This window comes from Micromonospora rhizosphaerae (genome assembly GCF_900091465.1).
GTDB classification, from domain to species: domain Bacteria; phylum Actinomycetota; class Actinomycetes; order Mycobacteriales; family Micromonosporaceae; genus Micromonospora; species Micromonospora rhizosphaerae.
The window spans coordinates 1,904,466-1,928,490 of record NZ_FMHV01000002.1; the positions used below are offsets into that span (position 1 = coordinate 1,904,466).

Below are 24,025 nucleotides of genomic sequence, written 5' to 3' on the forward strand. Positions count from 1 at the left end.
CCGGGCTTTTCGGGCGCTTTGCTGCGCCGCCGCGACGGGACCGGCCAGCGCGGCGACGTCGGCGACGGTCAGGGCAGCGGGAAGGGGAGCTTGATCCCGTCGAGCGCGTGGCCACAGGGGCAGTCCCGCTCGGTCGGCAGCGCGGCGACGGCGTCCAGCAGCACCCCGCGCAGCCGGTCGGTGTTCTCCGCGAAGACCCGGAACACCTCCTCCTGGGTGACCGAGTCGCCGCCCTCCACCCCCGCGTCCAGGTCGGTGACCAGCGCGATCGAGGTGTAGCAGAGAGCCAGCTCGCGGGCGAGCACCGCCTCCGGGTGGCCGGTCATGTTGACGACCGTCCCGCCGATCGAGGCGAACCAGCGGGACTCGGCGCGGGTGGAGAAGCGCGGCCCCTCGACCACCACCACCGTCCCGCCGTCGACCGCCGGCACGCCCCGGCCCGCCGCCGCGGCGAGCAGCGTACGGCGGCCGACGGGGCAGTACGGGTCGGCGAAGGAGACGTGCACCGCGCCCCGGTCGTAGTAGGTCTGGGCCCGCCCGCTGGTGCGGTCGATGAGCTGGTCCGGCACCACGAACGTGCCCGGGCCCAGCTCCGGGCGCAGGCCGCCGACCGCGCACGGGGCGATGATCTGGCGTACGCCGAGGGAGCGCAGCGCCCACAGGTTCGCGCGGTAGGGGATCAGGTGCGGCGGGTACCGGTGGTCGCGCCCGTGCCGGGGCAGGAACGCCACCCGGCGGCCGCCCATCTCGGCGATGGTGACCGGGTCCGACGGCTGGCCGTACGGCGTCTCGAGCACGTGTTCGGTGGCCTTGTCGAGCAGGGCGTAGAGCCCGGACCCACCGATCACCGCCAGGTCGGCCGTTGGCCCCATCGGCCCTCCCTCGATCCCGTTCGCTTCCCCGCCCGTCAGACCTTAGCCAGCGTGCGGGGCGCAGGCTATGGTGCCAGGCATGGCGTTCACAGCGTGGATGGTCCACGGCGTCGGTGTCGCGGCGCACGGCTGACGGATGTTCGACATGCAGGGAGAAGGACAGGCGATCGGTGGCCGAGCCATGGAGTCGATGACCGGACGGCTGCTGGTCGCGACTCCGGCGCTGAAGGACCCCAACTTCGACCGTACGGTGGTGCTGCTGGTCGCCCACGAGCCCGGCGGCGCCCTCGGCGTGGTGCTCAACCGAGCCACCGAGGTGCCGGTCGCCGACGTTCTGGGCGACTGGAGCGACCTGGCCCGCCACCCGGCGGTGCTCTTCGAGGGCGGCCCGGTGCAGCCGGACTCGGCCATCTGCCTGGCCCGGATGCGTCACCCGATCAAGCCAATGAAGGGCTTCCAGCGGATCTCCGGCGCGGTGGGCACGATCGACCTCTCGGTGGACCCGGAGCGGCTGCGGGACTCCATCGGCGGTATCCGGGTCTTCGCCGGCTACTCGGGCTGGGGGTCGGGGCAGCTGGAGCGGGAGATCGAGGAGGGGTCCTGGTTCGTCCTGGACGCGCTCCCCGGGGACGCCTTCGTCGACCGGCCGGACGATCTCTGGCCGATGGTGCTGCGCCGGCAGGGCGGGATGATGGCGGCGATCGCCCACTTCCCCCCGGACGTGACCCTGAACTGAGCCCCACGGCGGGGACCCCCGCGATATGACCATGCCGGTCGGCGTGTGTATAGTTGCCTGCGTGCCCGGGGCGACCGGGGACGACAGCAAGGGGCCGTGGCGCAGCTGGTAGCGCACCACACTGGCAGTGTGGGGGTCAGGGGTTCGAGTCCCCTCGGCTCCACCCTTCACGATCAGGGCGTTCGTCAGTCATGACGGACGCCCTTTGTCGTTCCGAGGCGGAAAGTAGAGGGGGATCGCAAATCTCTCCCATCTCTGCTGATGTGCTCGAAGGAGCTGGCAACACTGCTGCGGGAGCGGTATCCGAAGGAGCCGGAGGCCGTCTCGTATCTCGATGAGGTGCGAGCCCTCAGCGCGAGCTGACGCCGTTGCCGTCTCCGCCCCCGCTTGCTTGCCGTGGGCGACCGCCGACGCCTGGGCGTGGAGGGCTCTCGTGCCAAGACACGACCCGACTCGGGCGCCACATGTGAGTGCGCCCGACCGTCGCGTCCGGCTCGGGCATCTGACCCCGCTTCCGGTAGTTCCTGACGGTCGCGACCTTGACACCGAGGTGCGCCGCTACATCAGAGGTTGTCCACCACCGGCCACGCACCCGCCAGAGCCGATCGTCGGAAAGCAGCCAGATGTCCCGCCGGGCCATGCGGCCCCACGACCTGTTCCACCAGCGACCGCGTACCTCCACCAGTCGCAGCATACTCGAACAGGCGTTCGATCGATCGACGACCGCCGTGTCGCGGGCGGCGACGAACTGGTCGGGCGCCGTGCGGTAGAGCTGCTGCACCAGCTCTCGGGGTGGGCCGGGCATCGCCGGGTCAGGCGTCGACACGGGTGCCCGGTTCGAGCCAGCGGTACTCCCCCTCGTGGAGCCGGCTGAAGTTGCCGTTCAGCACGCCCAGCCCGTTGTCGTTGAGGTACCCGTCGTGCAGCGCGTAGGCCCGGCGCGGGCCAACCGCCCGGAGGAAGTCCAGCGACTCGGAGAACTTCGTCCACGGGGCGTGAATGGGCAGGAAGAGGGTGTCGATCTGGACATCGTCCGGCACGACCAGCGAGTCACCGGGGTGGTAGACCCGGTCGTCGACCAGGTACGCCAGATTGTCCACCACCGGGATGTCGGGGTGGATCACGGCGTGCCGCCCGCCGTAGGCCCGCACCGGGATGCCGGCGGCGGCGAACCCCGAGCCCGGCTCCACCGGCTCGAAGAGGTCGGCTAGGCCGTCCAGAGTGGAGGTCAGCGACGCCGGCCCGTGCAGGGTGAACGGGCGCCGCTCGCGCTGCGCGGTCAGCGCCTCGACGTGCAGGTGGTCAGTGTGCTCGTGGGTGATCAGCACGGCGTCCACGCCGTCCAGGGCCTCCCGCTCGCTGACCACTCCCGGATCGATGACCAGCACTCCCCCGTCATGCTCGATGCGTATGCAGGAATGGCCGTACTTGGTCAGGCGCATTCGTGACTCCTCGATTATCGAATCGTGACGTCCTCAGCGCAGTCTGTCGGAACGGGCGCGGCACCGCGCCTCGTCTGACCGATCGCCACCCAGATGTCCCGCCGCCGCGGCCCGTGCCTCATTCCACCTGCGATCACGCAGCACCACCCGGAGCGGCTTAATCGAACACACGTTCGATCCGGCCGGCTGCCGGCGCGATGTCCGGCTCCATTTGATCCGTGACAGATTAACGCCACATGATGCGTGACGACTCCGGCTAGAACGAAGCTTGGCCAGATTGCCGGTCTTCGGGGGTTCGGCAGGCCTGGATACGTAGTCATTTCGCCGCGGCGGTTGGCTGCCAACTGATCCGTTCATAGCAGACCAGGGCGATCAAGATGATGGCGACTAGAGCGAGGGCAGCGAGGGCGGGAAGGTGTCGGGCGACGGGCACCAGCGCGAGGATGGTGCCGGCCGCGAGGATCGGGGCGGGTGGGGTGTGCCGGACGGTAAGTCGGAGGAACAGAGCCCGACCAATGAGGTAGAGGGCGGGGCCGCCGAACAGAGCTGCGGTCGAAGACCAGTCCAGCGGGGTCCCAGCGGGCTGCTGGAGTGGGTGTTGGGCCATGTTGGCGAGGACCACCTTGATGCCGAGGGCCAGGTAGATGATCCCGGCGATGAGCACGAAGTGAGCCAAGCTGTAGGCGATGCTGCCGGTCCGAGTCCGGTCCGGAGCGGGGATCCGCGCCAGGGCTTGCCCGGCAGGTGCGGCGGTGTTTTCGAAGTACAGCCACCACAGGGCCAGCGCCGTGGTCAGGGCGAGCAGCGCAGCGATCAGGACCGGCCAACGAGTGACCGCCGATCCGGCGCCGACGCCAACCGAGATCAGCGACTCGCCCAGAGCAATGATTACTATCAGGCCGTGCCGCTCGGCGAAATGGCTGGGGCTGGGCAACAGAGCGTGTCCGGCATAGACCGCGATGAATAGGCCGCCGATGCAGTCGATGAGGAACGCTGCGGCCCACAACAGCGTCTGCGCGGCGCCGCCGAACACCGCGCCGAACACCAGCGCAATCAAGCCCACCGAGACCGGGATGACCCGGAAGCGCAGCGAAGCGCGTAGCCGCGCGTTACCGGCCGATATGTGCCAGACGAGGGCCAGATATACCGCCCGGACGACGATGTAGACGAGGGCCAGAGTCATGGGCGCGGCCAGTGACTGGTTGCCGTGCCGCCACGCCTCGGGGAGGACCAGGGCGGCCACGAACATCGCGGCCATCACAGCGGAGTTTCCGGCGCGGACCAGGCCCACGTCGGCGCGGACCTGGTTGGCCAACCAAGCGTAGTTAGTGAACGGCCACCACAGCAGCAGCAGGAGCACAAGGCTATGCGCCAGCCCGAGTGGCGTCGGCGCCCGTGCCGTGAACGTCTCCACCCGGATGAAGGCGAACACGAACACCAGGTCGAAGAACACCTCGAACGGCGTGGTCCGATGGGTTTCCTCGGTCGGCACCGGCGCCCCGGCCCGGAAGATGTGCCTCATAGGCCCATCTTGTTCGCCCAACATCCGGCAGGTCCGGATTCACACTTAACCCGGCAGCCGCCGCTGGCCACCACGCATGACTTCGGCGCAGGTCGCAGATACCCCACTTCGACCTCTCGGCTGGCGCGATGAGCATGCGCGCGTGCGACATCTGCCAACCCGTCCAGGCCCTCATCCCGCTCGCGCCTGGCCAGCATGGTCAACTCGACCAGCACTCGGCGGAGTGTCACCCATCAACTGAAGCCAACCTGTCACGGATCAAGCGGAGTACGACAGGCTGCCGGCGTGAACTGGTTCAAACTTGATTCGGGGTGAGTGATCGCGGCATGACGGGACGTTTAGCAGTCCCTGCCACATAGGCGGGTGTAGCGGGCGATGATCACGCCCTTGGTGGTTGTGGCGCTCTCGGTCAGGTCGAACTCGGTCAGTGGGGCGGGGCCTTCGAACAGTCGAATGCCGGTGCCCAGGGTCAGCGAGTGGATAAGAAGCGTGTAGCAGTCGATCAGGCCAGCGGCGGATCTCGGCAGGCTCGCGCGGCAGTGTGATGGTCATACGCGGGGATCGCAGCCTCGGACTGGGCATGCTCATCGGTTGGGTCACAGGCATCGTCGCGCTCGTGCTGGGCACCGCCCTGATCGCGGACGCGGGGTGGGCATCCCCAGCGCCGCAGACCAAAAGGAGACGCCGCCGTTGACGATGGCCGACGTTGCCACAGTGAACTGCTTTCGTAGGAGATCGAGGCACGTAATCGAGACCGGCCTGCGCAGCGTGGTGGCTCGTAGCGCAATTCCCTACGCGTAGGGGTACCACCAGGGCTTGCGCTCGGCGCGGGTGTCCCAATGCACGTGCTTGGTCTCTCGGAACGCCTCCAGACCCTCCGGGCCCAGCTCACGGGAGTTGCCCGACGCCTTCATGCCGCCGAAGGGCCCGGCATCGTTGTCGGTGAGCGGATCGTTGATCCAGACCGTGCCTGCTTTCAACTCGTCCAGGCAGCGATACGCGTAGTCGGTGCGATTGGTGTAGACGTTGGCGCCCAGACCGTAGGGCAGCGCGTTGGCGCGGGCGATTGCCTCGTCCAGCGAGGAGACCCGCACGATCGGCGCGACCGGCCCGAATGTCTCCTCCCGCATAAGCGGCAGGTCGTCGGTGGCGTCCACGACGACGGACGGAGAGAGGAACCAGCCGCGCTCGAACCCGCCCCGATCGCCGCCGACCAGGATGCGGGCGCCACCGTCACGGGCCGAGGCGAGCTGGCCCTCCACCTTCGCCCGCTGCACTTCGGCGATCATCGGGCCCATGTCGGTCCCGGCCGCCAACGGATCGCCGAGCCGGACCGCGGCCGCCTCGGCGACCATCCGCTCGACGAACTCGTCGTAGACGGAGTCCATGACATAGAACCGCTCGGCCGAGGTGCAGACCTGCCCGGCGTTGAGGTACGCGGCCCACGCGGCACCTGGCGCCGCGACCGAGAGATCGGCGTCCTCGCAGACGATGAAGGCGTCCTTGCCACCCAACTCCAGGTGCGTGCGTTTGACCTGACGCGCGCACAGCTCGCCGATGCGCAGCCCGGCGGCCGTGGAACCGGTGAAGGCGACCAGATCCGTACCGGGGTGCACCACCAGGGCCTCCCCGACCTCGGCACCACCCGTCACCAGGTTCACAACACCCGGCGACAGCTCGGCAAAGGCCCCGGCAAGCATCAGCGTCGACAACGGCGTGTAGGGCGAGGGCTTCGCCACGACCGTGTTCCCTGCAGCAAGCGCCGGAGCGAGCTTCCACGCGAGCAGCAGCAGCGGATAGTTCCACGGCACGATCGCGGCGACCACGCCGAGCGGCTCCTTGAGGACGAGCGCCAGCTGCCCGTCCTCCACCGGCGGCAGCACCCGGCCCCGCTCGTGCCGGCCCAGCTCCGCGTAGTAGTCGAAGCAGGCCGCCGACCAGCCGACCTCGTCGGAGTTCTCGATCAGTGGCTTGCCGCCCTCGATCGACATTTGCCGCGCAAGGGCGTCGGAGTGTTCACGCAGCCAGGTGGCGATCCCGTGCAGAAGGTCGGCCCGCTCGGCCGCGGGGGTACGCCGCCAGCCGTCGGCGGCGTCGCGGGCAGCACGGACCGCGCTGTCGACCTGCTCAAGAACCGCGGATCCGACGGCGGCGACGACCTCCTCGGTCGCCGGGTTGATCACCGTAACCGAGGTTCCGGTCCCCGCGACGTGCTGGCCCGCGATCCACAACTGCGTCACTGCCGACTCCTGTCTCGAAGCTGTGCAGCGGAGATCATAGGCACCGGAACGCGGCCGCAACTAGCTTGATCTTTAACCTGTGCGGCGCGGCCTTGGGCTATTGGAGTTCTTCGTTTTCTTCGTGCCGCCCTTGGGCTTTGTGCTGGTGGCGGTGGTGGCGATGTGGACGTCGTGGCGGGCCGCCGGGTGTCGACGGTGCGGGTTCGCCGACTGGCTGCGCCGGGAGCGGGTGATCGGCCCGGAGGGCTGATCCAACGACCATTGGGCAGGGCATGTACCTGTCAAACCCCTTGCCATCGCCCCAACCAGGGGAACGAGGCCGAGGCAGCAAGGGCGCTGTGAAAGCCTTGGCGGTGACTGTGGCGGCTTGTCAACCAACGGCGCGCAGCAGATGCCCACCAGCGCGGCTCAGCGCTGAACCTCACTCGTCGACAGCATGTATTCGGTTCCCTCCCCCCGGCGGGGGTCGAGCTCCAGCTCAGCCTGGTCGCCGTACAGACAGAAGTACAGCAACCCATGGGACTGTCACAGCCCTCGACCTACCGGCCGAGGCTGCCGACCTGCCTACCGGACCGTCAGCGACCGCCTCGCCGGTAATCCATAGGTTCAGGACTCCGACTAGGACCAGGAGCTGGGGGCGCGCCGGCCAGGTCCGCATGGGCGTAGACCTTGAGCGCGACCCTCACGTCGGCGTGCCGAGCGATGGCTTGGACGGCATGCGGCGAGACGCCCACCTCCATTGGCAGCGCGACGACGGTGTTCCGCAGGTCGTGTAGCCGAACGCCGGGCAGGCCACCGCTTCCTGCGGACGAGAGTTCCGGCTGAGGATCGGTCGGGTGCGGGTGCTTGAGCACACCGGACAGTCAGGCGCGCTGATCAAGCCGCCGGAAGGCTCAATAAGCCTCGATGCTGGGCGTCCGCCCCGGAAAATCCGGCGGAAGGCCGTCGGGGGGCACCGTTCCCGATGCGAGCCCGGACAGGTATTCGGTCAGACTTCCTCCGAATTCGCACCAGTCGTCGTTGCAGCACTCGACCAGGATGGTCCAGGTTTCGGGCCCTCCCCCTGTGGTGCGCCAGTGGAACCTGTCTCCTTCGCAGGAATCTCCCCAGCAGATCAGACCTCCGGGCTCCGGAAACGGAACATAGCCGTGCGACATCCCAGAATCGCGGAGGTCGCTAAGGCTCTCAAGGATCTCCCGCATGCCTCGGACGAAGTATTTTTCTTCTCCGGGGTTAGGTATGTGGATGCCGAGAAAGTCGTCAACGGTGAGAGGGGGGTACGCCTCGGCGAGCGCAATGAAGTCCGGAGGAAACCTCGTCCCTGTCTCCTCGGCGATGAAGTCCCAGTCGATCCGACGGGTTGCGCTCGCCCTGTGCGGAAGCAGCGCCGGCAGTACTTGCTCAAGTTCGTGGAGACTCAACGGATCACCTGGCTTCGGGAACGAACAGCGGTGCCGTTCAGCATGGCACGCTACTCGTTGGCAGCGATTACCCGTCACCGCAGGGGATCGGAACCGAGCGGTCGCCGCGCCGGCGGGTGGCCTGGAGTGACAGCACGCCGCCGGGCGTCCACCGGAAGTCCTCCCCACCCACCTGGACCAGCAGCACAGCATCCTGACCCTGAGGTGTCCTCAACAGGGCCGGCCAGCTCCGACATCCTTCACGCTGTCCGCCGAGCTGTGCCAGCCAGGGGTGAGAAGATCGTCGGCCCATGGCTTCTGCAGGTCTTTCTGAAACGCCTCGGGCTATCGAGCCAAGAGCGGGTGCCAGCAACAGGAAGGGGTTTGCGGATGGCCGCCCCCACGACGCGGCTCGGTGACCGTGCGGATCAACCAGATGCGCGACGCCGAAGGCCTCGAGCGCCGGCTCAAGGAAGCCGGAATCCCGGCGGAGGTCGACTACATCCCGGTCGGAAAGGTGTGCACGAACCGGCCCAGATACACCCACGTCCCTGACAGCCGGGCGACCGAGGCTGGGTCGAGCACCCGCACACCGATGCCGAGCAACAAGGCCCGGCTGGTGGTCGACTTCGCCAACCACATCTCTTTCCAGAACCCAGGCGTTACCGTGTTCACGGTCAAGCCCGGTGTCCTCCGCGACGGAGACACTCGTACTCGAACTCTCCGTCGCGGAGAATGCGTCGATCGGCACCGCGGCCGGCCTGGTGGTCGGCTACGGCGTTGCGCAAGGCCCGGTGCAGCCCTGCGAACTGGACGACATACCGCAGTAGTTGGGGCGAGTTGGGGATCGGCGGAATCGAGACACACTTTGGTTCCTGCCGATCCCCCGACGGTCGACACTGGGAGCCGCGCGCCCCCGCCGTCTACTTCCTGCACCACCGGTCAGATAAGTCGTCGCTTGCCGTATCGGCGCCGGTTAGCCTCTCCGGCGTGACCGGGACGTTGCTCTTCATCATCGGCCCACCGGCCGTCGGCAAGATGACCGTCGGCGAGGAGATCGCGGCCCGAACGGGGCTGCGACTGTTCCATAACCACCTGGCGATCGAGCCGGTGCTGCGCTTCTTCCCCTTCGGCAGCCCGCCGTTCGGGCGGCTCGTCGACCGGTTTCGCTGCGACCTGATCGAGGAGGTGGCGGCCAGCGACCTCCCCGGACTGATCTTCACGTACGTGTGGGCGTTCGACCTCCCAGAGGACGAGCAGGCGGTGCAGCGATTCGCGCACCCCTTCCGCCGCCGCGGCGGCCGCGTGCTCTTCCTAGAGTTAGAGGCCACCCAGGAGGAACGACTCCGCCGCAACGAGAGCACCTCCCGGCTCGCCGAGAAGCCGTCCAAGCGCGACGTATCGGCCTCCCGGCGCGACCTGCTCGACTTGGACCGGCAGTACCAACTCAACTCCATCGGCCAGTTCGACGACCGCGCCGACTACCTGCGCATCAACAACACCGACCTGACACCCGAACAAGTAGCCATGGCGGCGATCACCCATTTCCGCCTTCACCGGCAGCCTGAACAGGATGTCCCGTCCGTGAGCAGGTCGGGACGATCGGCATGAGTGGCCCCCATCCAGGTAGATGCTCGCATTGACGCTGGAGTACCTACAGGGGCGGTACTGAAACCTTGCTAGGAAATGCCAAGCGGATGGCGGCCGCTACCAACCGGCTGCGCACCGTCGGTACTGACCACCTGTTGGCCGCTGCGCGTGTCGTCGGGGTGCGCAGGTTCGTGGCGCAGAGCAACGCGATGTGGATGGAGCGCACCGGCGGGCCGGTCGCTGACGAAGACGGCCGGATCGAGCCGAACCCGCCCGCGGATGCCGAGGAGGCTGTCGCCGCGTTGCGCCACGTGGTGCCGAAAGTCCGCCGGTCCGCTCAACGCGGTCAGCTGATGCACGACCACCTCCGGCTCGGCCTTGGCCACGGCATCGGCCACCGAGTCGGGGTCCAGCGCGTCGACTATGACCGGTTCGGCACCCAGCGCACGCAGAGCGCCGGTCTTGGCGGCCGAGCGGGTCGTGCCGACGACCTCGTGGCCGCGCGCCACGAGCTGGGTAACCAGATGGCTGCCGATTGCGCCAGACGCTCCGGCGATGAAGATCTTCATGACGTCTCCGTTCATTCGTGCTTACCAACAGAGACGAGACGGCCCGGCCCCCCATGAACGGTAGTTACCCAGCTCACACGGGGCGCCACGGCGACCACCGAACCGCCCGACTGGCCGACGGGCAAGGCCAGCCGCCATGGCCAGTCGTCCAGGAGTCCACCGGCGATGAGTTTCGCCGTGGCTTCCAGTCTCTATACACAAACTCGGAGACCGCACCGGAGGAGAGCATCATGACCGCTACCTACACCTTCGACGTCTTTTCCAGCCTCGACGGCTTCGGTGCCGCCAGCGGCAACTGGACCGGCTACTGGGGCAAGCAAGGCCCCGAGCTCCTCGAACACCGCCTCGCCCTGTATGGCGAGGAGCAGCGGATGGTCTTCGGGGCCAACACGTATCGGGCGTTCACGCGGATGCTGGCCTCGAGCACCGAGGAGTCCGAGGTGCGTGACCCATGGGTCACCCGGATGAGGAGCCTGCCGGCAACGGTGGTGTCGACCACACTGCAAGAAGCCATCGACTGGCCGAACGCGACCGTCGTGAGCGGTGACGCCGTCGACGTCGTCGCCCGGCTCAAGGAGGAGTCCAAGGTGCCGTTGCGCTCGCATGGCAGCCTGTCGATGAACCGGGCGCTGATGGCCGCCGGTCTGGTTGACCGGCTCCAGATAACGATCTTCCCGGTGATCACCGGTCAGACCGGAGCAGACCCGATCTTCCAGGGCGCGGCCGACTTCGACCTCGAGTTGATCGAGAGCCGGACGCTCGACGGCAACCTTCAAGAGCTCATCTACCGGCCCACCCTGCATGTCTGAGTCCACGCGCCCCCAGCCCATCAAGCAGCCGAACCTGACCCGGAAGTTCTGGCTCACCGACATGCCGACCGGTCGCATGGCCGCCCCGAGTTATCTGCTAGCTCGATGTGGATGCACGGCCGTGACTTGGCCGCCGGGTCGGTCGTTGGACATCCGGCGGCCAGGAGACGGGGGATGGGTATGCCAGCGAAGAAGCGCCGGACAACTCCGGTGATTGTGCCCCCCACGGACCGCGCCCCCGTCAGTCGAGGATCATCAGGGCTCTACGAAGTTAGCGGGGGTTGAGGTGCCCCCTGGCTCGGCGAGTGGTGGCGCAGCGGGTGCGTAATCGCTGGTTGGCGGGGTTGCGGAAGCCGTAGGCGTCGCGGGCGACGGTTTTGATGACCCGGTTGGTGCCTTCGGAGCCGGCGTTGGTGATGCCGGTGTGGATGAATGCCAGGATTTCTGGCCACCAGGTTTCGACCGTGGTGGCGAGTCGTTCCAGCTCGGGCAGGCCGGATTGGGCGCATCGGTGGTAGAACCGGAATAGCAGATCCGCGGTTGGGGTGGGTGCGGGCCAGGGCGAGTAGATCGAGCAGGTCCTCCTTGGCGTTCCAGGCGGCCAGGATCGGCGTGCCGATGCGTGGGGGCAGGTCCTTGAGTTCTCCTTCCAGGTCGGCGACGTGGTCGCCGTGCATTCGGGATGCGTTGCGGGTCAACCGGTTCCGTAGTTCCCATTCCCGGTTGCCCTTGCGCCCTCGCCGGCCGCGGACCTGTACGGTGACCCGCCGGCGGATCTCGGTGACGGTCTGATTGGCCAACTGCACGATGTGGAAGTGGTCGGCGACCAGGACAGCGCCCGGCAGGGCTTGACGCACCGCCGATTTGAAGATGGTGCACATGTCGATGGCCACGAAGCGTACCGCGTCGCGCCACGCCTGGGTGCGCTCGGCCAGCCAGTCGCAGACGACCGCAGCGTTGCGGCCTTCGACCTGACCGAGCAGGCCCTGCCCGCCGGACAGATCCACAAATCCGACGTGCCACCGGTCGACGGTCGTCTGCCACGTCCCGGTGGTCTCGTCCCACACCCATTTCGGACGGCCCCGGCGGATCTCGTCGATGCCCAGTACCTGCACCGGGTCGGGCTGGGCGGGCAGCACCGCTGCGGCGTGGGTGGCGAACGCCGCCGCTGCCACCGGCCAGGACACATGGTGGTCCCGCGCGGACTGCACGATCGTGCGACCGCCGTCAGCGATTGCCGCACCGGCCGAGGTCCGCAAGCGCAACGTGAGCCGCTTACGCGCCGGAACCTGCGCGACCGTCTCGGTGAACGACTTGCGTGGACAGCCCGATTCGTCGCAGCGCCACCGGTGCTTGCGCCACACCAGCCGCGGGTGGCGTCCGCCCACCGCGAGGTCTCGTGGCCGGGTCACCCGCCAGCCTTTCGACCGACGTGCGCGGGTACCGCAGTGCGGACACCGGCGGGCCTGATCGTCGGCGGTGACCAGATACACCACCGGCCCATCCGGCCCATCCTCAACCCTGGTGACCGCCAGACCTGCCAGGCCCAGCAACCGGGACGTATCCTCGTTCATGCCCGTGGCTCTTCTGTTGTGACCAGCTTGCTTCGACAACAAGATGGTCATGGAGAGTCACGGGTATCTCAACAGGACAGTCCGCTCCGGACGACCACAACGGACGATCGAACCTCTATCGACCCGAATAGCCTCGAGTCAACGGATGAGCGATGGCCGTCCGCGAGGACTGCGGCTGCCCGCGGTCTGGATTACGGTCGCAGGCATTATTCCCGGCATACACATCGTGTTCGACTGCGCCGATCCGGACCGGCTGGCTCGTTTCTGGATGGTGGCGCTACCTGGCTACGACTTCCCGCACGGCCCTCCGGACGGCTTCGCCGCATGGGAGCAGTGGGCGGATGCGAACGAGGTCCCCCAGGAGCAGCGCAACGCCGGCCGGACCCTGGTTGACAAGCAGGGCCACCGACCAGACATCTTCTTCCTCCGAGTTCCGGAGGGGAAAGCCGCTGAACCAAGAACCGGTCGCCGAATGCATATCGATGTCATGCCGACCGACGGGACACGCGATGAGGAGGTCGTGCGGCTGAAGGGCTCGGGCGCGACCCGAGTACGAGGATCATCGCAAGCCCCAACGGCCCCGGTTGGGTGACCAGGGCCGACCCGGAGGGCAACCTGTTCTGCGTCGAGCGCAGTCAGAAGCATCATGGCCCACGTCAATCGTCCCGCTGATCTAGGGTGACCTGGTGCCTTCGAAACCCGTGACAACCGTCCTGTTCGATTTCGCTTGGACCCTGTTCGCCCGCGACCCCAACCGCTGGGTCGGCAGCGCGGCGGCCTTAGTCGGCCGGGAGGTGGCCGTCGGTGAGGCGCAGCGCATCGCCTCGGATTTCGCTGAGTTGTTGCGGACGACGGCTACGGACCCTGCTCACATCGCCAGGGACTTGGACCCACAGGTGTGGGACTGGGCGATTCTGGCTGTCCTGCAGCAAATCCGTGGGGTGGACCTGCCGTTTGCGCGAGCGCTGCACGAAACCCACGCCGAAGCACTCGAGCCGTACGCGGACACGTTATCCACCCTCGCCGCACTGAGTGCCCGCGATATTCGCCTTGGCGTGGTCAGCAACATCGGCTGGGACATTCGCAAATGCTTTGCGAGGCACGGGCTTGACCGCTACATCGATGCATTCGTTCTTTCCTACGAGGTCGGCTTCGTCAAACCCGATGTACGGATCTGGCGCACCGCACTCGACGCCCTGGCGGCACAGCCAGATCGAACGCTGATGGTCGGTGACCATCCCAGCGGCGACGGCGGTTCCGTGACCGCCGGGGTACCGGCCCTGGTACTGCCGATGGTGAGTTCGCCAGCCCAGCTTCGCGGATTCGATCACGTGCTGACGTTGGCCGGAATTTGAAGCTGGTTCGGTTCTTGGTTTGTCGAGGTTGCCCTATGCACTTCGGGAAAGATGTCCGATTCTTCCAGTATGAAGTCGAATCGAAGATCACAAAGAACCGAGTCCACCTCGACGTGAAGGCCGGCGGCCCGCCACCGGACGCCGAGCGCCGGGCACGGATCGAGGCGGTCGGGAACCGGCTGATGGCTGCTGGTGGGTCCATCTACCGGCGGGTTGACAATGAGGAGGGCTTCTGGCTCGTCATGCAGGACCCGGAGGGCAACGAGTTCTGCGTTAACTGATCCGAAAGCCACACCACGAACGATCACCGCATGGCACGGACATCCTCACACCGCGTCCGAAGCTGGCGGCCGCGAAACTCGTCCCCCACCAAGTTCATAGAGCCATCATCAGCAGGCGGTCACTGCACTCGCGGCCATGATCCACCCGGCTGAAATCTGAGACATCAGCATGACCGCCGTACGGCCGCAACCATCACCGCAGGCCCCTGAAGAGCATGAATCGCTCCTCGCGGTCTGTACGGACATGGAGGTTGCGGCCCTCATGATCATTACCCGGCTGCGGGTCTCACCGCAGGTCGCCATCGCCAAGGAGGACTCCACGGGATGCCCTGTCGGCGAGCTTGGTGATGTTGCGCGCGGCGACATCTTCCAGCCGGATTCCGAGCCTGGTGCAAAGCTCGGACAAGTACCACAAGACGTCGCCCAGCTCCATGGTCAGGGCTTCCCGGTCCGCATCGGTGATCGCCCCCTGCCGGTCCCGGAAGATCTTCTTCACCTTCCCTGCGACTTCTCCGGCCTCGTTGGCCAGCCCCAAGGTGGGATAGACGATGGGATGATCGGTTGCTATCGGCGCGCCGGTACGCGCGGCGGCCCGCTGGTAGGTCCTGAAGTCAAAGGCATCCGAGGTGCTTTGATCTGTCACGATCTTTAGTCTGGTCCATGTCTGGCGAACCAGTCCAGGTGGCTCCGGCCGATCGTCTTATGAGAACGGAGCGACCGACATCTCGGTCGCGCCGTTCTCGCGGGTGCGGGACTATGCGACGCGCCGCCGGACCGCCGAAACAACCACAGCAGGCCCCTGAACAGCGTGAATGCGGTTCGGGTTCTGCCACATCGGGTCCACCCTTGTCGACCAGGGCGTTCGTCAGACACGTCGGACGCCCCTTGTCGTCTTTGACCCAGCCGTAGCAGGGAGATCCGCGATTTGCCGTATAGCAGACAAAACGGCCATAGGTTTGAACTCGACCGGACGGTGATGCCGCGACGACGGGTGGTTCCGCGTGACGCGTTGGCGTGGGTTGGCTCCGGGATGTCCACGACCTGAGAGGAAGCCATGAGAACTGTTGCACGTGCCGCGCTGGTCTTCGCCAGCGGTGCGGTACTCGCCGTCGGGCTCGGAGCGACCGGCGGTTCGGCATTTGCCGCCTCAAAGACCGGCCAGCCGAACGTGGAGTGTGAGGACTTCGCGATGAGGCCCGGTAAGTCCGCGAGCGCTCCCGGTTCCCCGTTCAACGAGAACGGCCACGCCGGGACCGTCTACGCGGGGGAGCAGCGGCAGAACTCGAAGAACCCGAAATCCGTCTCGCAGTACGACGTCGCCTGCCGTCAGGTGTCGCAGTAACAGCGAGCACCCGCCGGTGCGCCGAGCTGGTTAGCTCCACCCATACCAAAAGCCTTGGTGAAGGACATCCCTCACCAAGGTTTTTTGGTCTCCATTCCTCCGTAGGCCACTGCGGGTCAGAACCGTGCCAGATCAGGCGCTGATCTTGGCGCGCGCCTCCTCGATCAGCGCGTCCAGCGCGGCGGGCGGGAGGTGAACCAGTGGCGCGAACAGGCGCGTAGATCGGCCGAGCCCTAGCATGCGTTCATCGAGGTGCTGCCCGAGCATGCCGGGTACGCCATGCACACCGTCCTCGTCGGCGACTTCGACGCCGAGCGCGGCCTGGAGTCGGCCGAGCGCGAGACCTACGCCAACGGCGTCCAGCCTCCGGCCTAGACCGGGATTGGGAACTCATCGGCGCATTCATCGCCGGTCATGCCCAACTGAGGCGTTGATGCAGTAGGGACCGTTCGGCCGGGTTGGCGGTCAGGGCGAGGGCGCGTTCATCGGCGGCTCGTGCCTGGTCGGTGTCGCCGAGGTCGCGGAGCAGTTCGGCGCAGGTGGCGTGGAAGAGGTGGTAGTCGTTCAGGTCATCGCCAAGGGCGTCGACTTCTGCGAGCGCGGCTGCCGATCCGGTGACGTAGCGCAGCGCGATTGCCCGATGGAGCCGGGTGACTGGTGACGGTGCCAGGTGCAGCAGCATGTCGTACAGCACCAGGATCTGGGTCCAGTCGGTGTCCTCCCACCGTGTGGCTTCGGCATGGCAGGCGACGATTGCGGCCTGAAGTTGGTACGGCCCGGGGCGCTTGAGCGCGGCGGCGCGGGCGATCAGCCGCCCGGCCTCCGCAATGGCTTCGTGGTTCCAATGGGCCCGGTCCTGGTGTTGAAGCTGGATGATCTCGTTGTCGTGGTCGAAACGGGCGGTGGCTCTGGCCCGGTGGAGCCGGATCAGGGCGAGCAGGCCGGCGACCTCGGGTTCGGTGGGCATGAGCTGGTGCAGCAGCGCGGCCAGGAACTCGGCTTCCTCGGTGAGGTCCCGGGACTGGGCGTGCTGGCCACCGGTGGACAGGTAGCCCTCGTTGAACAGCAGGTAGATCACGGCGAGGACCTCGGCGAGGCGGGTGCTGAGGTCGTCGGCGGACGGGATCCGGTACGGGATACCTGCGTCGCTGATCTTCCGCTTGGCGCGGGTGATGCGTTGCCCGACGGTGCTTTCCGGGACGAGGAACGCTTTGGCGATCTGTGCGGTGGTCAGCCCGCACACCACGCGCAACGTGAGGGCGACCTGGGCGGTCCGGGGGAGGGTGGGGTGGCAGCAGGTGAAGATCAGCCGGAGCCGGTCGTCGGGTTGCGGCTCGGCCGGCCACGGCACCAGGGCGAGTTTCTGCCGGTGGCGGTGCTCCCGGCGGAGCTGGTCGAGACCGCGACGGCGGGCCACGGCGTACAGCCACGCGTCTGGCCGGTCCGGGATGCCCTCGACGGGCCAGTGCATCAATGCGGCCTCGATCGCGTCCTGCACGAGATCTTCGGCGGCGGTGAAATCGCCGACCAGATGGACCAGGGAGGCGGCGAGCCGGCCCGCGTGGTCGCGGACCACCCGGGCCAGCTCGGCATGCGTCGGCTGGGTCATGCGGCGATGGGTCGGATCTCCACCACCGGGCAGGCCGGCCATGACTTCGCGACGCGCAGAGCCTCGTCGAGATCAGCCACCTCGATCTCGGCGTAGCCACTGACGATCTCCTTGCCTTCCACGAACGGCCCGTCGGAGACCAACGGCTCGCCCCGATCCAGCCGCAGCGTGGTGGCGGTGTCCGGCGGCATGAGGTGGGAGTGGTGGGTGATCTTGTCGTGGTGGTCGGCGAACCACTGTTGCACGCGGGCGTAGGCGCGTTCCCGCTCGGATTCGTCCATGGCGGCCAGGTCGGCGGCGAACTGCTCGGTGTCGGCGAACATCAGTACATACTTCATCGCTTCCTCCGTGAGGTTCTATGCGAACAGGGCGGCCATCCGCCGGGACATCTCTTCGGGGGTCACGTCCTCCACGTGCGTGGCGACGGTCCAGCCGTGCCCGAACGGGTCGACGATGAAGGCGTCCCGGTCACCGTAGAACTGGTTCTCCGGCGCGCGCTGCATGGTTGCGCCGAGCTCGACGGCCCGCGCCACCGCCGTGTCGACGTCCTCGACGTAGATGAACTGGAAGACCGGCGTGCCGGGCAGCCCACCGGCCGGCGGGGCGGTCGTTCCGCGCTGCGGGTCCTCATCTTCGACGATGACGACCGCGTCCCCGATCTGGATCTCGGCGTGGGCGATGGTGCCGTCCGGGCCGGGGAAGCGCATCCGCTCGGTGGCGCCGAACACGGCGGCATAGAACTCCAGTGCCTTCGCAGCACCGCGTACGACCAGGCAAGGCGTGACGCGGCGGTAGCTCTCAGGAATCGGGTTGGGACTGGCTGACGCCGTCATGGTGATCCTCCTGGGTTGTGGTATTGCCTCTACCAACCAGACGATCGGCGGGCGACCGGATCCGACAACCAGGCGGAACATATCTGCAAACGTTAGTGGACACCGCGCTAGCCGGGTGGTGACGGCTGCTCGGGTGGGCGTCCTCGGGCGCGGGCCGCATCGGATATGGCGATTCCCGCCAGGACGAGGGCAGGTGCCATGGCGACCAGCAGCGGCGGCAGGAAGAACGCCGCCGGCGAGATGGCGGCGAGTACGAGGACCCCGATCGGCCGCGAGCGAGAGACCCGGCCGAACACCTCGTACTCGAACATGCCCCGTCCGGCGAGGAACAGCGCGGGTCCGCCGAGGATGACGATGATCCAGACCGATGGTGTGTGTCCGAGCGGGTGCTCGATGACTAGCTCGTCGCCGACTGCGATGGCGACGATGCCGGCGACCATGAGCAGGTGGGCGCGCATCGTCGTGACGGCCGCGCGGTGCGGGTCGGGGGAGGCTGCGATGGCCTCCGCCAGCAGGCCCCCGGCGCGGTGGATGTAGATCCGCCACATCAGCGCCGTAGTAGCGAACGCGAACACGACCGCGGAAACCCGGTCAGGCTCGAACCTGCCGCGGCTGAACGTCAGCCCGGTGACCAGGATGAGCTCGCCGAGCCCGATGATGAACAGCTGCCGGTAGCGTTCGGCCAGGTGCTCGGCGGAGATCGCGAACTCGGCCACCCGCTCGAACGAGCGACCCAGCCGCGGTGTGGGCAAGCCGAGTGCAAATGACACGTACTCCACGGCCACCGCCAGCGCCCACAGGACCGCGCGGGCCGTGTCGTGCGTGACAGCACCCGCGATCCACGGCACCGCGGACACGCCGAACCAGAAGAGCTGCCGCGCAAAGACGCGCCGCCCCTTGTGGCCCCGCAGCAGGAGCACAGCACCGGCGTTGCGACCGATCTGGGTGGCGACGTACACGCCGGCGAAGACCAGGCCTTGCTCGCCGAACGCCTCCGGCGCCGCGGCCGCCATCAGCAGGGTGCCGAACATGGTCGCGATCACCAGCAGCTGTATCAGCGGCTGCTGCGGGTTCAATCTGTCCGTGAGCCTCGCCGTGTTGGCCCAAACCGCCCACAGGGCGAGCAGCAACACCAGCGTCTGGAACGCGCCGCTCCAGTTCAGATGCTCCAGCAGCTCCTGTGAGAGCCGTGCGAGCGCGAAGACGAACACCAGGTCGAAGAAGAGTTCCAGGTACGTCGCTCGTGGTTCCTCGGGTCGTCGCAGGAGCCCGGCTGCCCCACTTGTCATCGGCCCGCCCGTTTCTGCCGTTTCTATCAGTCTTTGCAGCAGTCGTACCACGCGGCAGCGTTGGTGGATGTGGATGTGCTGCCATGGCCTGGGCTCGAGCGGCCTCGCCCCACGTCCCGGCGACGATAGGGGTCGATGAGTTCCTTGCAGCCGTCGCCGCCGGTTCGGATCAGCTCGTCCACGTGGCCCAGGCGTCGGGCCGGTGCTACAGGTGACACCTCCGACTAGCCGGGTGGTGACGGCGGCTCGGGTGGGTGTCAACGGGCGCGGCCGCGGGCCGCGTCGGCGATGGCGATCCCGGTGAGGACCGCGGTGGCGGCGATGGCAGGCAGTAGCGGCGGCATGTGGAGCATCGGCGGTGTCAGGGCGACCAGCACGAGGACGCCGATCGGCAGATCCCGGGACACGCGGGCGAAGGTGGCGTAATCGAAGCCGGCACGACCGGCCAGGAACCGCGCGGGTCCGCCGAGGATGACGGCGACCCAGGCCGGTTGGGAGTGTCCGAGTGGATGGGCGATGGCGACGTACGTGCCTGCGAGGGTCAGCGCCTGGTCCGGACCAGTGGCGCCGCCGCCGCGTAAACCAACACGGCCAGCAGGCCGGCACCCGTCCCCAGCGCCCCCCAGATCGCCGCAGCATCCGGTTCACGAGGCGAGGCGCCGGCGGTCAACCGGGCAGCACGAGACGCCAGGCAAGGTTGAACAGTCCGGCCATGCCGCGAGACGGCAGTCGACACCTGATCATGCGAACAGGCTCGACCGGTCGAGCCGCGCGGCCGGGTCGGGGCCGCGCGGCTCGAGGGGCGTCAGCGCGTGCTTCGGCTCTTGGGCAGATCGAACCGGTCGGCCTCCGCGCAGTCGTCCGGCCCGCCGATCGCCTCCTCGCCGACCCGGTCGAGCGCCTGACGCGCCCGGAACCGGCCCAGGTTCCAGGCGTACCAGGGGTCCGGGTCTTGCAGGTCGACGGCGATCCAGCTCAGCGTGCAGCGGCGTACCGGGTCGGGGAGCCTGGTCAGGGCGGGCGTCGCGTCGGCGGAGAGTGCCCGCAGGTACCAGGCGTCGATCTTGCCGGTCTGCTTGTACCGGGCCATGTTGCGCTGGGCGGCGTAGTCCTCCGGGTTGAGCACGGCCAGGCTGAGCAGCATCACCACGGCGAGCCCCACGGTGACCCGGGGGATCCACCGGCCCTGCCACCGGATCCCGGCCGCCAGGATCATCAGGAAGACGGCCCCGAGCAGCAGTTCGAACGCCATCACGAAGATCCGCTCACCGGTGAAGCTGTAGACCTTCTGGTACGTGTACATCCGCGACAGTGCCGACACCACGATGACCACGCTGAGTGCGCTGAGCAGGCCGAGCAGGACGCGCAGCAGGGTGCGTTCGACCTTCCGCTCGCGGCGGGCCCAGCGGGTCACCCCGCCGAGCACGGCCAGGGTGAGCAGGGTGACGAAGAGCAGCTGCCAGAAGCCGCTGCGGGCGTACTCGGAGTAGCTGAGGCCGGCCGTCTTCAGCACGTGGCGCTGGCCGCCGAAGAGCACGGTGAACTGCACCACCACGAAGCCGGCGAAGAGCGCCGTCAGTGCGCCGATGGGCGGGGCCCACTCCACCAGGCCGAGGCTGCGTCGGCTCGGCCTGTCCACGGTGGACAGGTCCGGCGGGGCGGCCATGGTGTAGACGGCGGCGACCGCGATCAGCCCGCCGATCGCCGCCAGGAAGATCCAGCGGAACACCGCGCTGATGCTGATCTCGGGGATGATCGCGCTGAGCACCTGCGAGAACGCCGCGTCGGCCGAGGAGAGCAGGGTGCCGAAGACCAGTAGCACCACCACGGTGGCAAGCACCGACCCGACCACCCGCCGGATCATCCCGGCGTCCGCGGGGGCCTGGATGTGCTTCCGCACCCAGGGCAGGCCGCGCAACGCCGCGAACGGCGCCGCCGCCAGGCTGAACAGGATCGACCGGACCAGCCGGCCGCCCACGATGGCCAAGGTCGCGCAGCCGAGCGCGCCGAGGACGCAGAACGTCACCAGCCACCAGGCGTTGCGGAAGGCGAGGACGGAGAGCAGCGCCAGGGCCGCCACCGCCCAGCCGCCCCGGGCCAGGCGTTCGGCGCGGGGCAGCTCCGCCGTGCTCCGGCGGACCGCGACGAGCACGCCGATGGTCAGGGTGAGCCAGCCGAGGAACCAGCCGATGCCGGTACGGCCCAGCGGCACGAAGTAGGCGATCCCGAGCGCTCCGGCGAGGACCGCGGCCGGGGTGGCCCGCCCCTTGGCCTGCTTCGGTCCCGGCCACCTCGCCCCGAGGAACTTCGTCCGAGGCTCGCGGGGGCGGGGCGTCCACGTCGCGCCCGGCTGGGGCGGGAACGTGGCCCAGGCGGGCGCCGGTTGCGGGGCAGGGTAGGGCGGCGGGGTGCCGGCAGCCGGACCGGTGGCGCCGGGGTGCGGCGCCGACGGCGGTGCGGCGTCGGGCTGGCGCGGGAAGTAGCCCTGCTGCGGGGTCCCCGGCGCGACCCAGGGGCGTGACGTCGTGCCCTCCTGCGGAGCGGTCGGCGCTGCCTCTGGACCGGTGGTCGCCTCCTCCTGCGGAGCGGCCGGTGCGGGTCCGGAGGAGGCCGTCTCGGCCGAGGTGGCGGCGGGGACCTCGGCCGACATCTTGTCCGGCGAGGCAGTGGAGGGCTGCGCGGTGGTCGAGGACGGGCCGGCAGCCGCTGCGGCGTCCGCGCCGGCGGTCGCAGTCGAGGTGTCGGGAGTCGTCCCCTCTCGGACATCGCGGTCGGCGCCGGACGCCGCCGCGGTGCCGGCCCTCGCCTGGGCGGGGATCACCGGGGCCGGTGCGCTCGCCGCCTCCTGTCCGCCGCCAGCGGTGGCGGACACCAGCGGGATGAACAGCGCATACCCGCGGGTGCCGGGCGGAACGGAGACCGGGATCGCCCAGGCGGGCTGGCCCTCCGGGCCCGGCCACACCATCCCGGGCGGCGCGCCCTCCACGGCGGGCATGACAAGCAGGTGCGGCGGGGCGTCGGCGGGGACGTCGTCGCCTGCCGGCCCGGTTACCGGGGCGGTCCGGGGGGAATCTGGTGCCGATGGCGGCTCGGACACAGCAACGCTCCTTGATCAAAGGGTGCCGTCACTGTAGGGCCAAGCGCGGGTCGCCCGCCGCCCCGAGAGCCGGTGGACCTGATCGCTCACCCCACGGCGGTGGTCTCACTTGCGGCGTTGTTCGTCGGCTCGCCGTCGTACTCGGTGCCCGTCACGCGGACCTGGTTCGTGACCGTGCCCACGCCCTGAGGTCGCAGGCTGACCGCGACGGTCGCGGTGGCGCCGCTGGCGAGTGTGCCCAGGTCGCACTCCACTCGACCGGCGGTGGGCGACCCGCACCCGCCCTGCGACGGCTCGAGGGAGAGCAGCTTGAGACCACCGGCAACCGTGCCGGACCACTCGTCCGTGAGGTGGACGACGGATGGCGACGGCCCGCGGTTGGTGACGGTCAGCGTGTAGGTGAGCGGCCGGCCGGGGACGGCAGGGTCGGCGGATTCGCTGACGGTGACGGCCAGGTCGGCGGCGGGGAGGGCGGTGATCGTGACGGCCCCGCTGTTGTTCGCCGGCTGCGGGTCGGGCTGGTCCGCCGTGACAGACCCGGAGATCGTATAGGCCCCTGGCGCGGACGCGGTCAGCGCGATCAGAGCGATCGACCCTCCCGGCGAGGGCAGCTCCATCGGACCGACGGTGCAGACTGAACCCACCCTGTCCGGTACGCAGGCCGCGCCGAAGAGGACCGAGAGGCCGGCCGGCAGCAGCAGTCGTGCCGTGACTCCCGTGGCGGGCGCCGGACCCGAGTTGAATGCGCCCGCGGAGATGAAGAACTGCGTCCCGGCGTAGGTGGGCCCAGCGGACGCGTTCAACTGGAGGGCGACGTCGGCCTCCGTGGGTGTCGTCACCGTCGTGGTTGCCGTCCGGGTGTTGTCCGACGGGTCCGCGTCCGGTTCGTCGGAGGACACCGTGAAGGTCAGTGACAGCGTGCCCGCCTCGGTCGGCGTGACCTGGATGATCAACGGGGAGGTCACTCCCGGCGCACCCATCGTCCCCAGGTCGCAGGTCACCGCGGTCGAGGTGGCGCTGCACCGGTCGTCCCCGCCCGAGGATTGGAACGACACCCCGACGGGCAGCGGTGCGGTCAGGAGGACACCGGTCGCCGTACCGGGGCCACGGTTCCCCACCGAGACGAAGTAGGAGACGGTCGATCCGGCGAAGACCGGGTCCGGCCGGTCGCTCACATCGGAGATGAAAAGGTCGACGGGGTCCGCCGCTCGCGCGGGGCCGGCGGGGATCACGACGGAGACCAGGCCGAGCAGGAGAGCGGACAGGAGACGGGTGCGGGCTGGGCGTGACATGGGATTCCCTCTTCCCTGCCCTCGACGAGGACCTTCGGGAGACATCCAGCCAGGGAAATTTATCCCCGCACGGATCGGCCGTCCCATCAGCCGGCCGGTCACGATGTCGCGCCGCTCCGTCACCGTCCAACCGTTCACCTCCGGCGCCCGTACCTTTGCCCGGGCGGTCGATC

The 24,025-nt window shown here is 68.4% G+C and carries 26 protein-coding genes, 1 tRNA gene and 1 pseudogene; 11 read left to right on the forward strand and 17 right to left on the reverse strand.

Annotated features, from left to right (window positions below; translation table 11 throughout):
* Nucleotides 1-68: 68 nt before the first annotated feature.
* Entirely contained in the window at nt 69-872 is an 804-nt protein-coding gene (locus GA0070624_RS09260; RefSeq protein ID WP_091338991.1) for an S-methyl-5'-thioadenosine phosphorylase, read from the reverse strand.
* 145 nt (nt 873-1,017) lie between these two features.
* Here GA0070624_RS09260 and GA0070624_RS09265 point away from each other — a divergent pair, with 145 nt between their 5' ends.
* Both GA0070624_RS09265 and GA0070624_RS09270 read left to right on the forward strand, forming a co-directional pair.
* On the forward strand, nt 1,018-1,608 hold the full coding sequence (locus GA0070624_RS09265; RefSeq protein WP_091348460.1) for a YqgE/AlgH family protein: 591 nt from the start codon (nt 1,018-1,020) through the stop codon (nt 1,606-1,608).
* A gap of 90 nt (nt 1,609-1,698) precedes the next feature.
* Nucleotides 1,699-1,771 (forward strand) — tRNA-Ala (locus GA0070624_RS09270).
* Between the two features lie 649 nt (nt 1,772-2,420).
* Here GA0070624_RS09270 and GA0070624_RS09275 read toward each other — a convergent pair.
* The 3 genes from GA0070624_RS09275 to GA0070624_RS09290 all read right to left on the reverse strand — a co-directional run bounded on the left by GA0070624_RS09275 (nt 2,421) and on the right by GA0070624_RS09290 (nt 6,812).
* On the reverse strand, nt 2,421-3,050 hold the full coding sequence (locus tag GA0070624_RS09275) for an MBL fold metallo-hydrolase (protein WP_091338994.1): 630 nt from the start codon (nt 3,048-3,050) through the stop codon (nt 2,421-2,423).
* Between the two features lie 316 nt (nt 3,051-3,366).
* Entirely contained in the window at nt 3,367-4,596 is a 1,230-nt protein-coding gene (locus tag GA0070624_RS09280; protein WP_091338998.1) for a low temperature requirement protein A, read from the reverse strand.
* Between the two features lie 767 nt (nt 4,597-5,363).
* Nucleotides 5,364-6,812, reverse strand: coding sequence for an aldehyde dehydrogenase family protein (locus tag GA0070624_RS09290; protein ID WP_218105127.1), 1,449 nt, complete (start codon nt 6,810-6,812; stop codon nt 5,364-5,366).
* Between the two features lie 79 nt (nt 6,813-6,891).
* Between GA0070624_RS09290 and GA0070624_RS34640 the strand changes: the two genes are divergently transcribed.
* The gene (locus GA0070624_RS34640; RefSeq protein WP_176731636.1) at nt 6,892-7,062 is read left to right on the forward strand and encodes a hypothetical protein; all 171 of its coding nucleotides are present in this window, start codon (nt 6,892-6,894) and stop codon (nt 7,060-7,062) included.
* A gap of 643 nt (nt 7,063-7,705) precedes the next feature.
* On the opposite strand, the gene GA0070624_RS09305 is transcribed toward GA0070624_RS34640, so the two are convergent.
* Both GA0070624_RS09305 and GA0070624_RS34645 read right to left on the reverse strand, forming a co-directional pair.
* Entirely contained in the window at nt 7,706-8,233 is a 528-nt protein-coding gene (locus GA0070624_RS09305) for a hypothetical protein (protein ID WP_091339005.1), read from the reverse strand.
* 477 nt (nt 8,234-8,710) lie between these two features.
* Nucleotides 8,711-8,848 carry a hypothetical protein gene (locus tag GA0070624_RS34645; RefSeq protein ID WP_176731637.1) on the reverse strand — a complete coding sequence of 46 codons (138 nt, stop codon included), beginning with the start codon at nt 8,846-8,848 and terminating at the stop codon, nt 8,711-8,713.
* Between the two features lie 50 nt (nt 8,849-8,898).
* Here GA0070624_RS34645 and GA0070624_RS35230 point away from each other — a divergent pair, with 50 nt between their 5' ends.
* Both GA0070624_RS35230 and GA0070624_RS33840 read left to right on the forward strand, forming a co-directional pair.
* The gene (locus GA0070624_RS35230; RefSeq protein WP_218105128.1) at nt 8,899-9,042 is read left to right on the forward strand and encodes a hypothetical protein; all 144 of its coding nucleotides are present in this window, start codon (nt 8,899-8,901) and stop codon (nt 9,040-9,042) included.
* Nucleotides 9,043-9,214: 172 nt separating this feature from the next.
* A complete protein-coding gene (locus GA0070624_RS33840; protein ID WP_218105129.1) occupies nt 9,215-9,823 on the forward strand; it encodes an AAA family ATPase in 609 nt (202 codons plus the stop codon).
* 68 nt (nt 9,824-9,891) lie between these two features.
* Here the strand turns inward: GA0070624_RS33840 and GA0070624_RS35235 are convergent, their stop codons facing one another.
* Nucleotides 9,892-10,371 (reverse strand): SDR family oxidoreductase, encoded by a 480-nt coding sequence (locus GA0070624_RS35235; protein WP_218105130.1) that lies wholly within the window; start codon nt 10,369-10,371, stop codon nt 9,892-9,894.
* 53 nt (nt 10,372-10,424) lie between these two features.
* Between GA0070624_RS35235 and GA0070624_RS09320 the strand changes: the two genes are divergently transcribed.
* Nucleotides 10,425-11,180, forward strand: a complete 756-nt coding sequence (locus GA0070624_RS09320) for a dihydrofolate reductase family protein (protein ID WP_245718716.1) — start codon at nt 10,425-10,427, stop codon at nt 11,178-11,180.
* Between the two features lie 271 nt (nt 11,181-11,451).
* Here GA0070624_RS09320 and GA0070624_RS09325 read toward each other — a convergent pair.
* Nucleotides 11,452-12,754 (reverse strand): annotated as a pseudogene (locus GA0070624_RS09325) (ISL3 family transposase).
* Nucleotides 12,755-12,899: 145 nt separating this feature from the next.
* On the opposite strand from GA0070624_RS09325, the gene GA0070624_RS33850 reads away from it, so the two are divergent.
* The 3 genes from GA0070624_RS33850 to GA0070624_RS09335 all read left to right on the forward strand — a co-directional run bounded on the left by GA0070624_RS33850 (nt 12,900) and on the right by GA0070624_RS09335 (nt 14,390).
* Entirely contained in the window at nt 12,900-13,346 is a 447-nt protein-coding gene (locus GA0070624_RS33850; RefSeq protein WP_141714964.1) for a VOC family protein, read from the forward strand.
* A 94-nt stretch (nt 13,347-13,440) separates the two neighbouring features.
* Nucleotides 13,441-14,109 carry an HAD family hydrolase gene (locus GA0070624_RS09330; protein ID WP_245718717.1) on the forward strand — a complete coding sequence of 223 codons (669 nt, stop codon included), beginning with the start codon at nt 13,441-13,443 and terminating at the stop codon, nt 14,107-14,109.
* Nucleotides 14,110-14,144: 35 nt separating this feature from the next.
* Entirely contained in the window at nt 14,145-14,390 is a 246-nt protein-coding gene (locus GA0070624_RS09335) for a VOC family protein (protein ID WP_089015480.1), read from the forward strand.
* 286 nt (nt 14,391-14,676) lie between these two features.
* Here the strand turns inward: GA0070624_RS09335 and GA0070624_RS09340 are convergent, their stop codons facing one another.
* Nucleotides 14,677-15,033, reverse strand: a complete 357-nt coding sequence (locus GA0070624_RS09340) for a nucleoside triphosphate pyrophosphohydrolase family protein (RefSeq protein WP_091339013.1) — start codon at nt 15,031-15,033, stop codon at nt 14,677-14,679.
* A gap of 411 nt (nt 15,034-15,444) precedes the next feature.
* On the opposite strand from GA0070624_RS09340, the gene GA0070624_RS34650 reads away from it, so the two are divergent.
* The gene (locus GA0070624_RS34650; RefSeq protein WP_176731638.1) at nt 15,445-15,732 is read left to right on the forward strand and encodes an adenylate cyclase; all 288 of its coding nucleotides are present in this window, start codon (nt 15,445-15,447) and stop codon (nt 15,730-15,732) included.
* A gap of 132 nt (nt 15,733-15,864) precedes the next feature.
* Here the strand turns inward: GA0070624_RS34650 and GA0070624_RS36345 are convergent, their stop codons facing one another.
* Nucleotides 15,865-15,999: a hypothetical protein gene (locus GA0070624_RS36345; protein WP_281180957.1), complete on the reverse strand. Its 135-nt coding sequence runs from the start codon at nt 15,997-15,999 to the stop codon at nt 15,865-15,867.
* Between GA0070624_RS36345 and GA0070624_RS36350 the strand changes: the two genes are divergently transcribed.
* Nucleotides 15,985-16,107, forward strand: coding sequence for a hypothetical protein (locus tag GA0070624_RS36350; protein ID WP_281180958.1), 123 nt, complete (start codon nt 15,985-15,987; stop codon nt 16,105-16,107). The genes GA0070624_RS36345 and GA0070624_RS36350 overlap by 15 nt on opposite strands.
* 37 nt (nt 16,108-16,144) lie before the next feature.
* Here GA0070624_RS36350 and GA0070624_RS09355 read toward each other — a convergent pair whose 3' ends face one another.
* The 7 genes from GA0070624_RS09355 to GA0070624_RS09380 form a co-directional block, all read right to left on the reverse strand.
* A complete protein-coding gene (locus GA0070624_RS09355) occupies nt 16,145-17,341 on the reverse strand; it encodes an RNA polymerase sigma factor (RefSeq protein WP_091339015.1) in 1,197 nt (398 codons plus the stop codon).
* Nucleotides 17,338-17,679, reverse strand: coding sequence for a YciI family protein (locus tag GA0070624_RS09360; RefSeq protein ID WP_091339020.1), 342 nt, complete (start codon nt 17,677-17,679; stop codon nt 17,338-17,340). The genes GA0070624_RS09355 and GA0070624_RS09360 overlap by 4 nt, the downstream gene beginning before the upstream one ends.
* Nucleotides 17,680-17,697: 18 nt before the next feature.
* On the reverse strand, nt 17,698-18,174 hold the full coding sequence (locus GA0070624_RS09365; protein ID WP_091339024.1) for a VOC family protein: 477 nt from the start codon (nt 18,172-18,174) through the stop codon (nt 17,698-17,700).
* A 107-nt stretch (nt 18,175-18,281) separates the two neighbouring features.
* Nucleotides 18,282-19,463 carry a low temperature requirement protein A gene (locus GA0070624_RS09370; protein ID WP_091339026.1) on the reverse strand — a complete coding sequence of 394 codons (1,182 nt, stop codon included), beginning with the start codon at nt 19,461-19,463 and terminating at the stop codon, nt 18,282-18,284.
* Nucleotides 19,464-19,720: 257 nt separating this feature from the next.
* Nucleotides 19,721-19,870 carry a hypothetical protein gene (locus tag GA0070624_RS37085; RefSeq protein ID WP_483819067.1) on the reverse strand — a complete coding sequence of 50 codons (150 nt, stop codon included), beginning with the start codon at nt 19,868-19,870 and terminating at the stop codon, nt 19,721-19,723.
* A 398-nt stretch (nt 19,871-20,268) separates the two neighbouring features.
* Nucleotides 20,269-22,560, reverse strand: coding sequence for a DUF4153 domain-containing protein (locus tag GA0070624_RS09375; protein ID WP_091339031.1), 2,292 nt, complete (start codon nt 22,558-22,560; stop codon nt 20,269-20,271).
* Nucleotides 22,561-22,646: 86 nt separating this feature from the next.
* Entirely contained in the window at nt 22,647-23,852 is a 1,206-nt protein-coding gene (locus GA0070624_RS09380) for a DUF11 domain-containing protein (protein WP_176731639.1), read from the reverse strand.
* Nucleotides 23,853-24,025: the final 173 nt, after the last annotated feature.

Coding starts and splice junctions, on each gene's coding strand:
- GA0070624_RS09335 (WP_089015480.1), top strand. CDS start 14,145: ATGCACTTCGGGAAAGATGTCCGATTCTTCCAGTATGAAGTCGAATCG.
- GA0070624_RS09360 (WP_091339020.1), bottom strand. CDS start 17,679: ATGAAGTATGTACTGATGTTCGCCGACACCGAGCAGTTCGCCGCCGAC.
- GA0070624_RS09365 (WP_091339024.1), bottom strand. CDS start 18,174: ATGACGGCGTCAGCCAGTCCCAACCCGATTCCTGAGAGCTACCGCCGC.
- GA0070624_RS33850 (WP_141714964.1), top strand. CDS start 12,900: ATGAGCGATGGCCGTCCGCGAGGACTGCGGCTGCCCGCGGTCTGGATT.
- GA0070624_RS09265 (WP_091348460.1), top strand. CDS start 1,018: ATGCAGGGAGAAGGACAGGCGATCGGTGGCCGAGCCATGGAGTCGATG.
- GA0070624_RS09275 (WP_091338994.1), bottom strand. CDS start 3,050: ATGCGCCTGACCAAGTACGGCCATTCCTGCATACGCATCGAGCATGAC.
- GA0070624_RS34650 (WP_176731638.1), top strand. CDS start 15,445: ATGAGAACTGTTGCACGTGCCGCGCTGGTCTTCGCCAGCGGTGCGGTA.
- GA0070624_RS36345 (WP_281180957.1), bottom strand. CDS start 15,999: ATGCTCGGGCAGCACCTCGATGAACGCATGCTAGGGCTCGGCCGATCT.
- GA0070624_RS09280 (WP_091338998.1), bottom strand. CDS start 4,596: ATGTTGGGCGAACAAGATGGGCCTATGAGGCACATCTTCCGGGCCGGG.
- GA0070624_RS09380 (WP_176731639.1), bottom strand. CDS start 23,852: ATGTCACGCCCAGCCCGCACCCGTCTCCTGTCCGCTCTCCTGCTCGGC.
- GA0070624_RS09260 (WP_091338991.1), bottom strand. CDS start 872: ATGGGGCCAACGGCCGACCTGGCGGTGATCGGTGGGTCCGGGCTCTAC.
- GA0070624_RS09355 (WP_091339015.1), bottom strand. CDS start 17,341: ATGACCCAGCCGACGCATGCCGAGCTGGCCCGGGTGGTCCGCGACCAC.
- GA0070624_RS09320 (WP_245718716.1), top strand. CDS start 10,425: ATGAACGGTAGTTACCCAGCTCACACGGGGCGCCACGGCGACCACCGA.
- GA0070624_RS35235 (WP_218105130.1), bottom strand. CDS start 10,371: ATGAAGATCTTCATCGCCGGAGCGTCTGGCGCAATCGGCAGCCATCTG.
- GA0070624_RS09370 (WP_091339026.1), bottom strand. CDS start 19,463: ATGACAAGTGGGGCAGCCGGGCTCCTGCGACGACCCGAGGAACCACGA.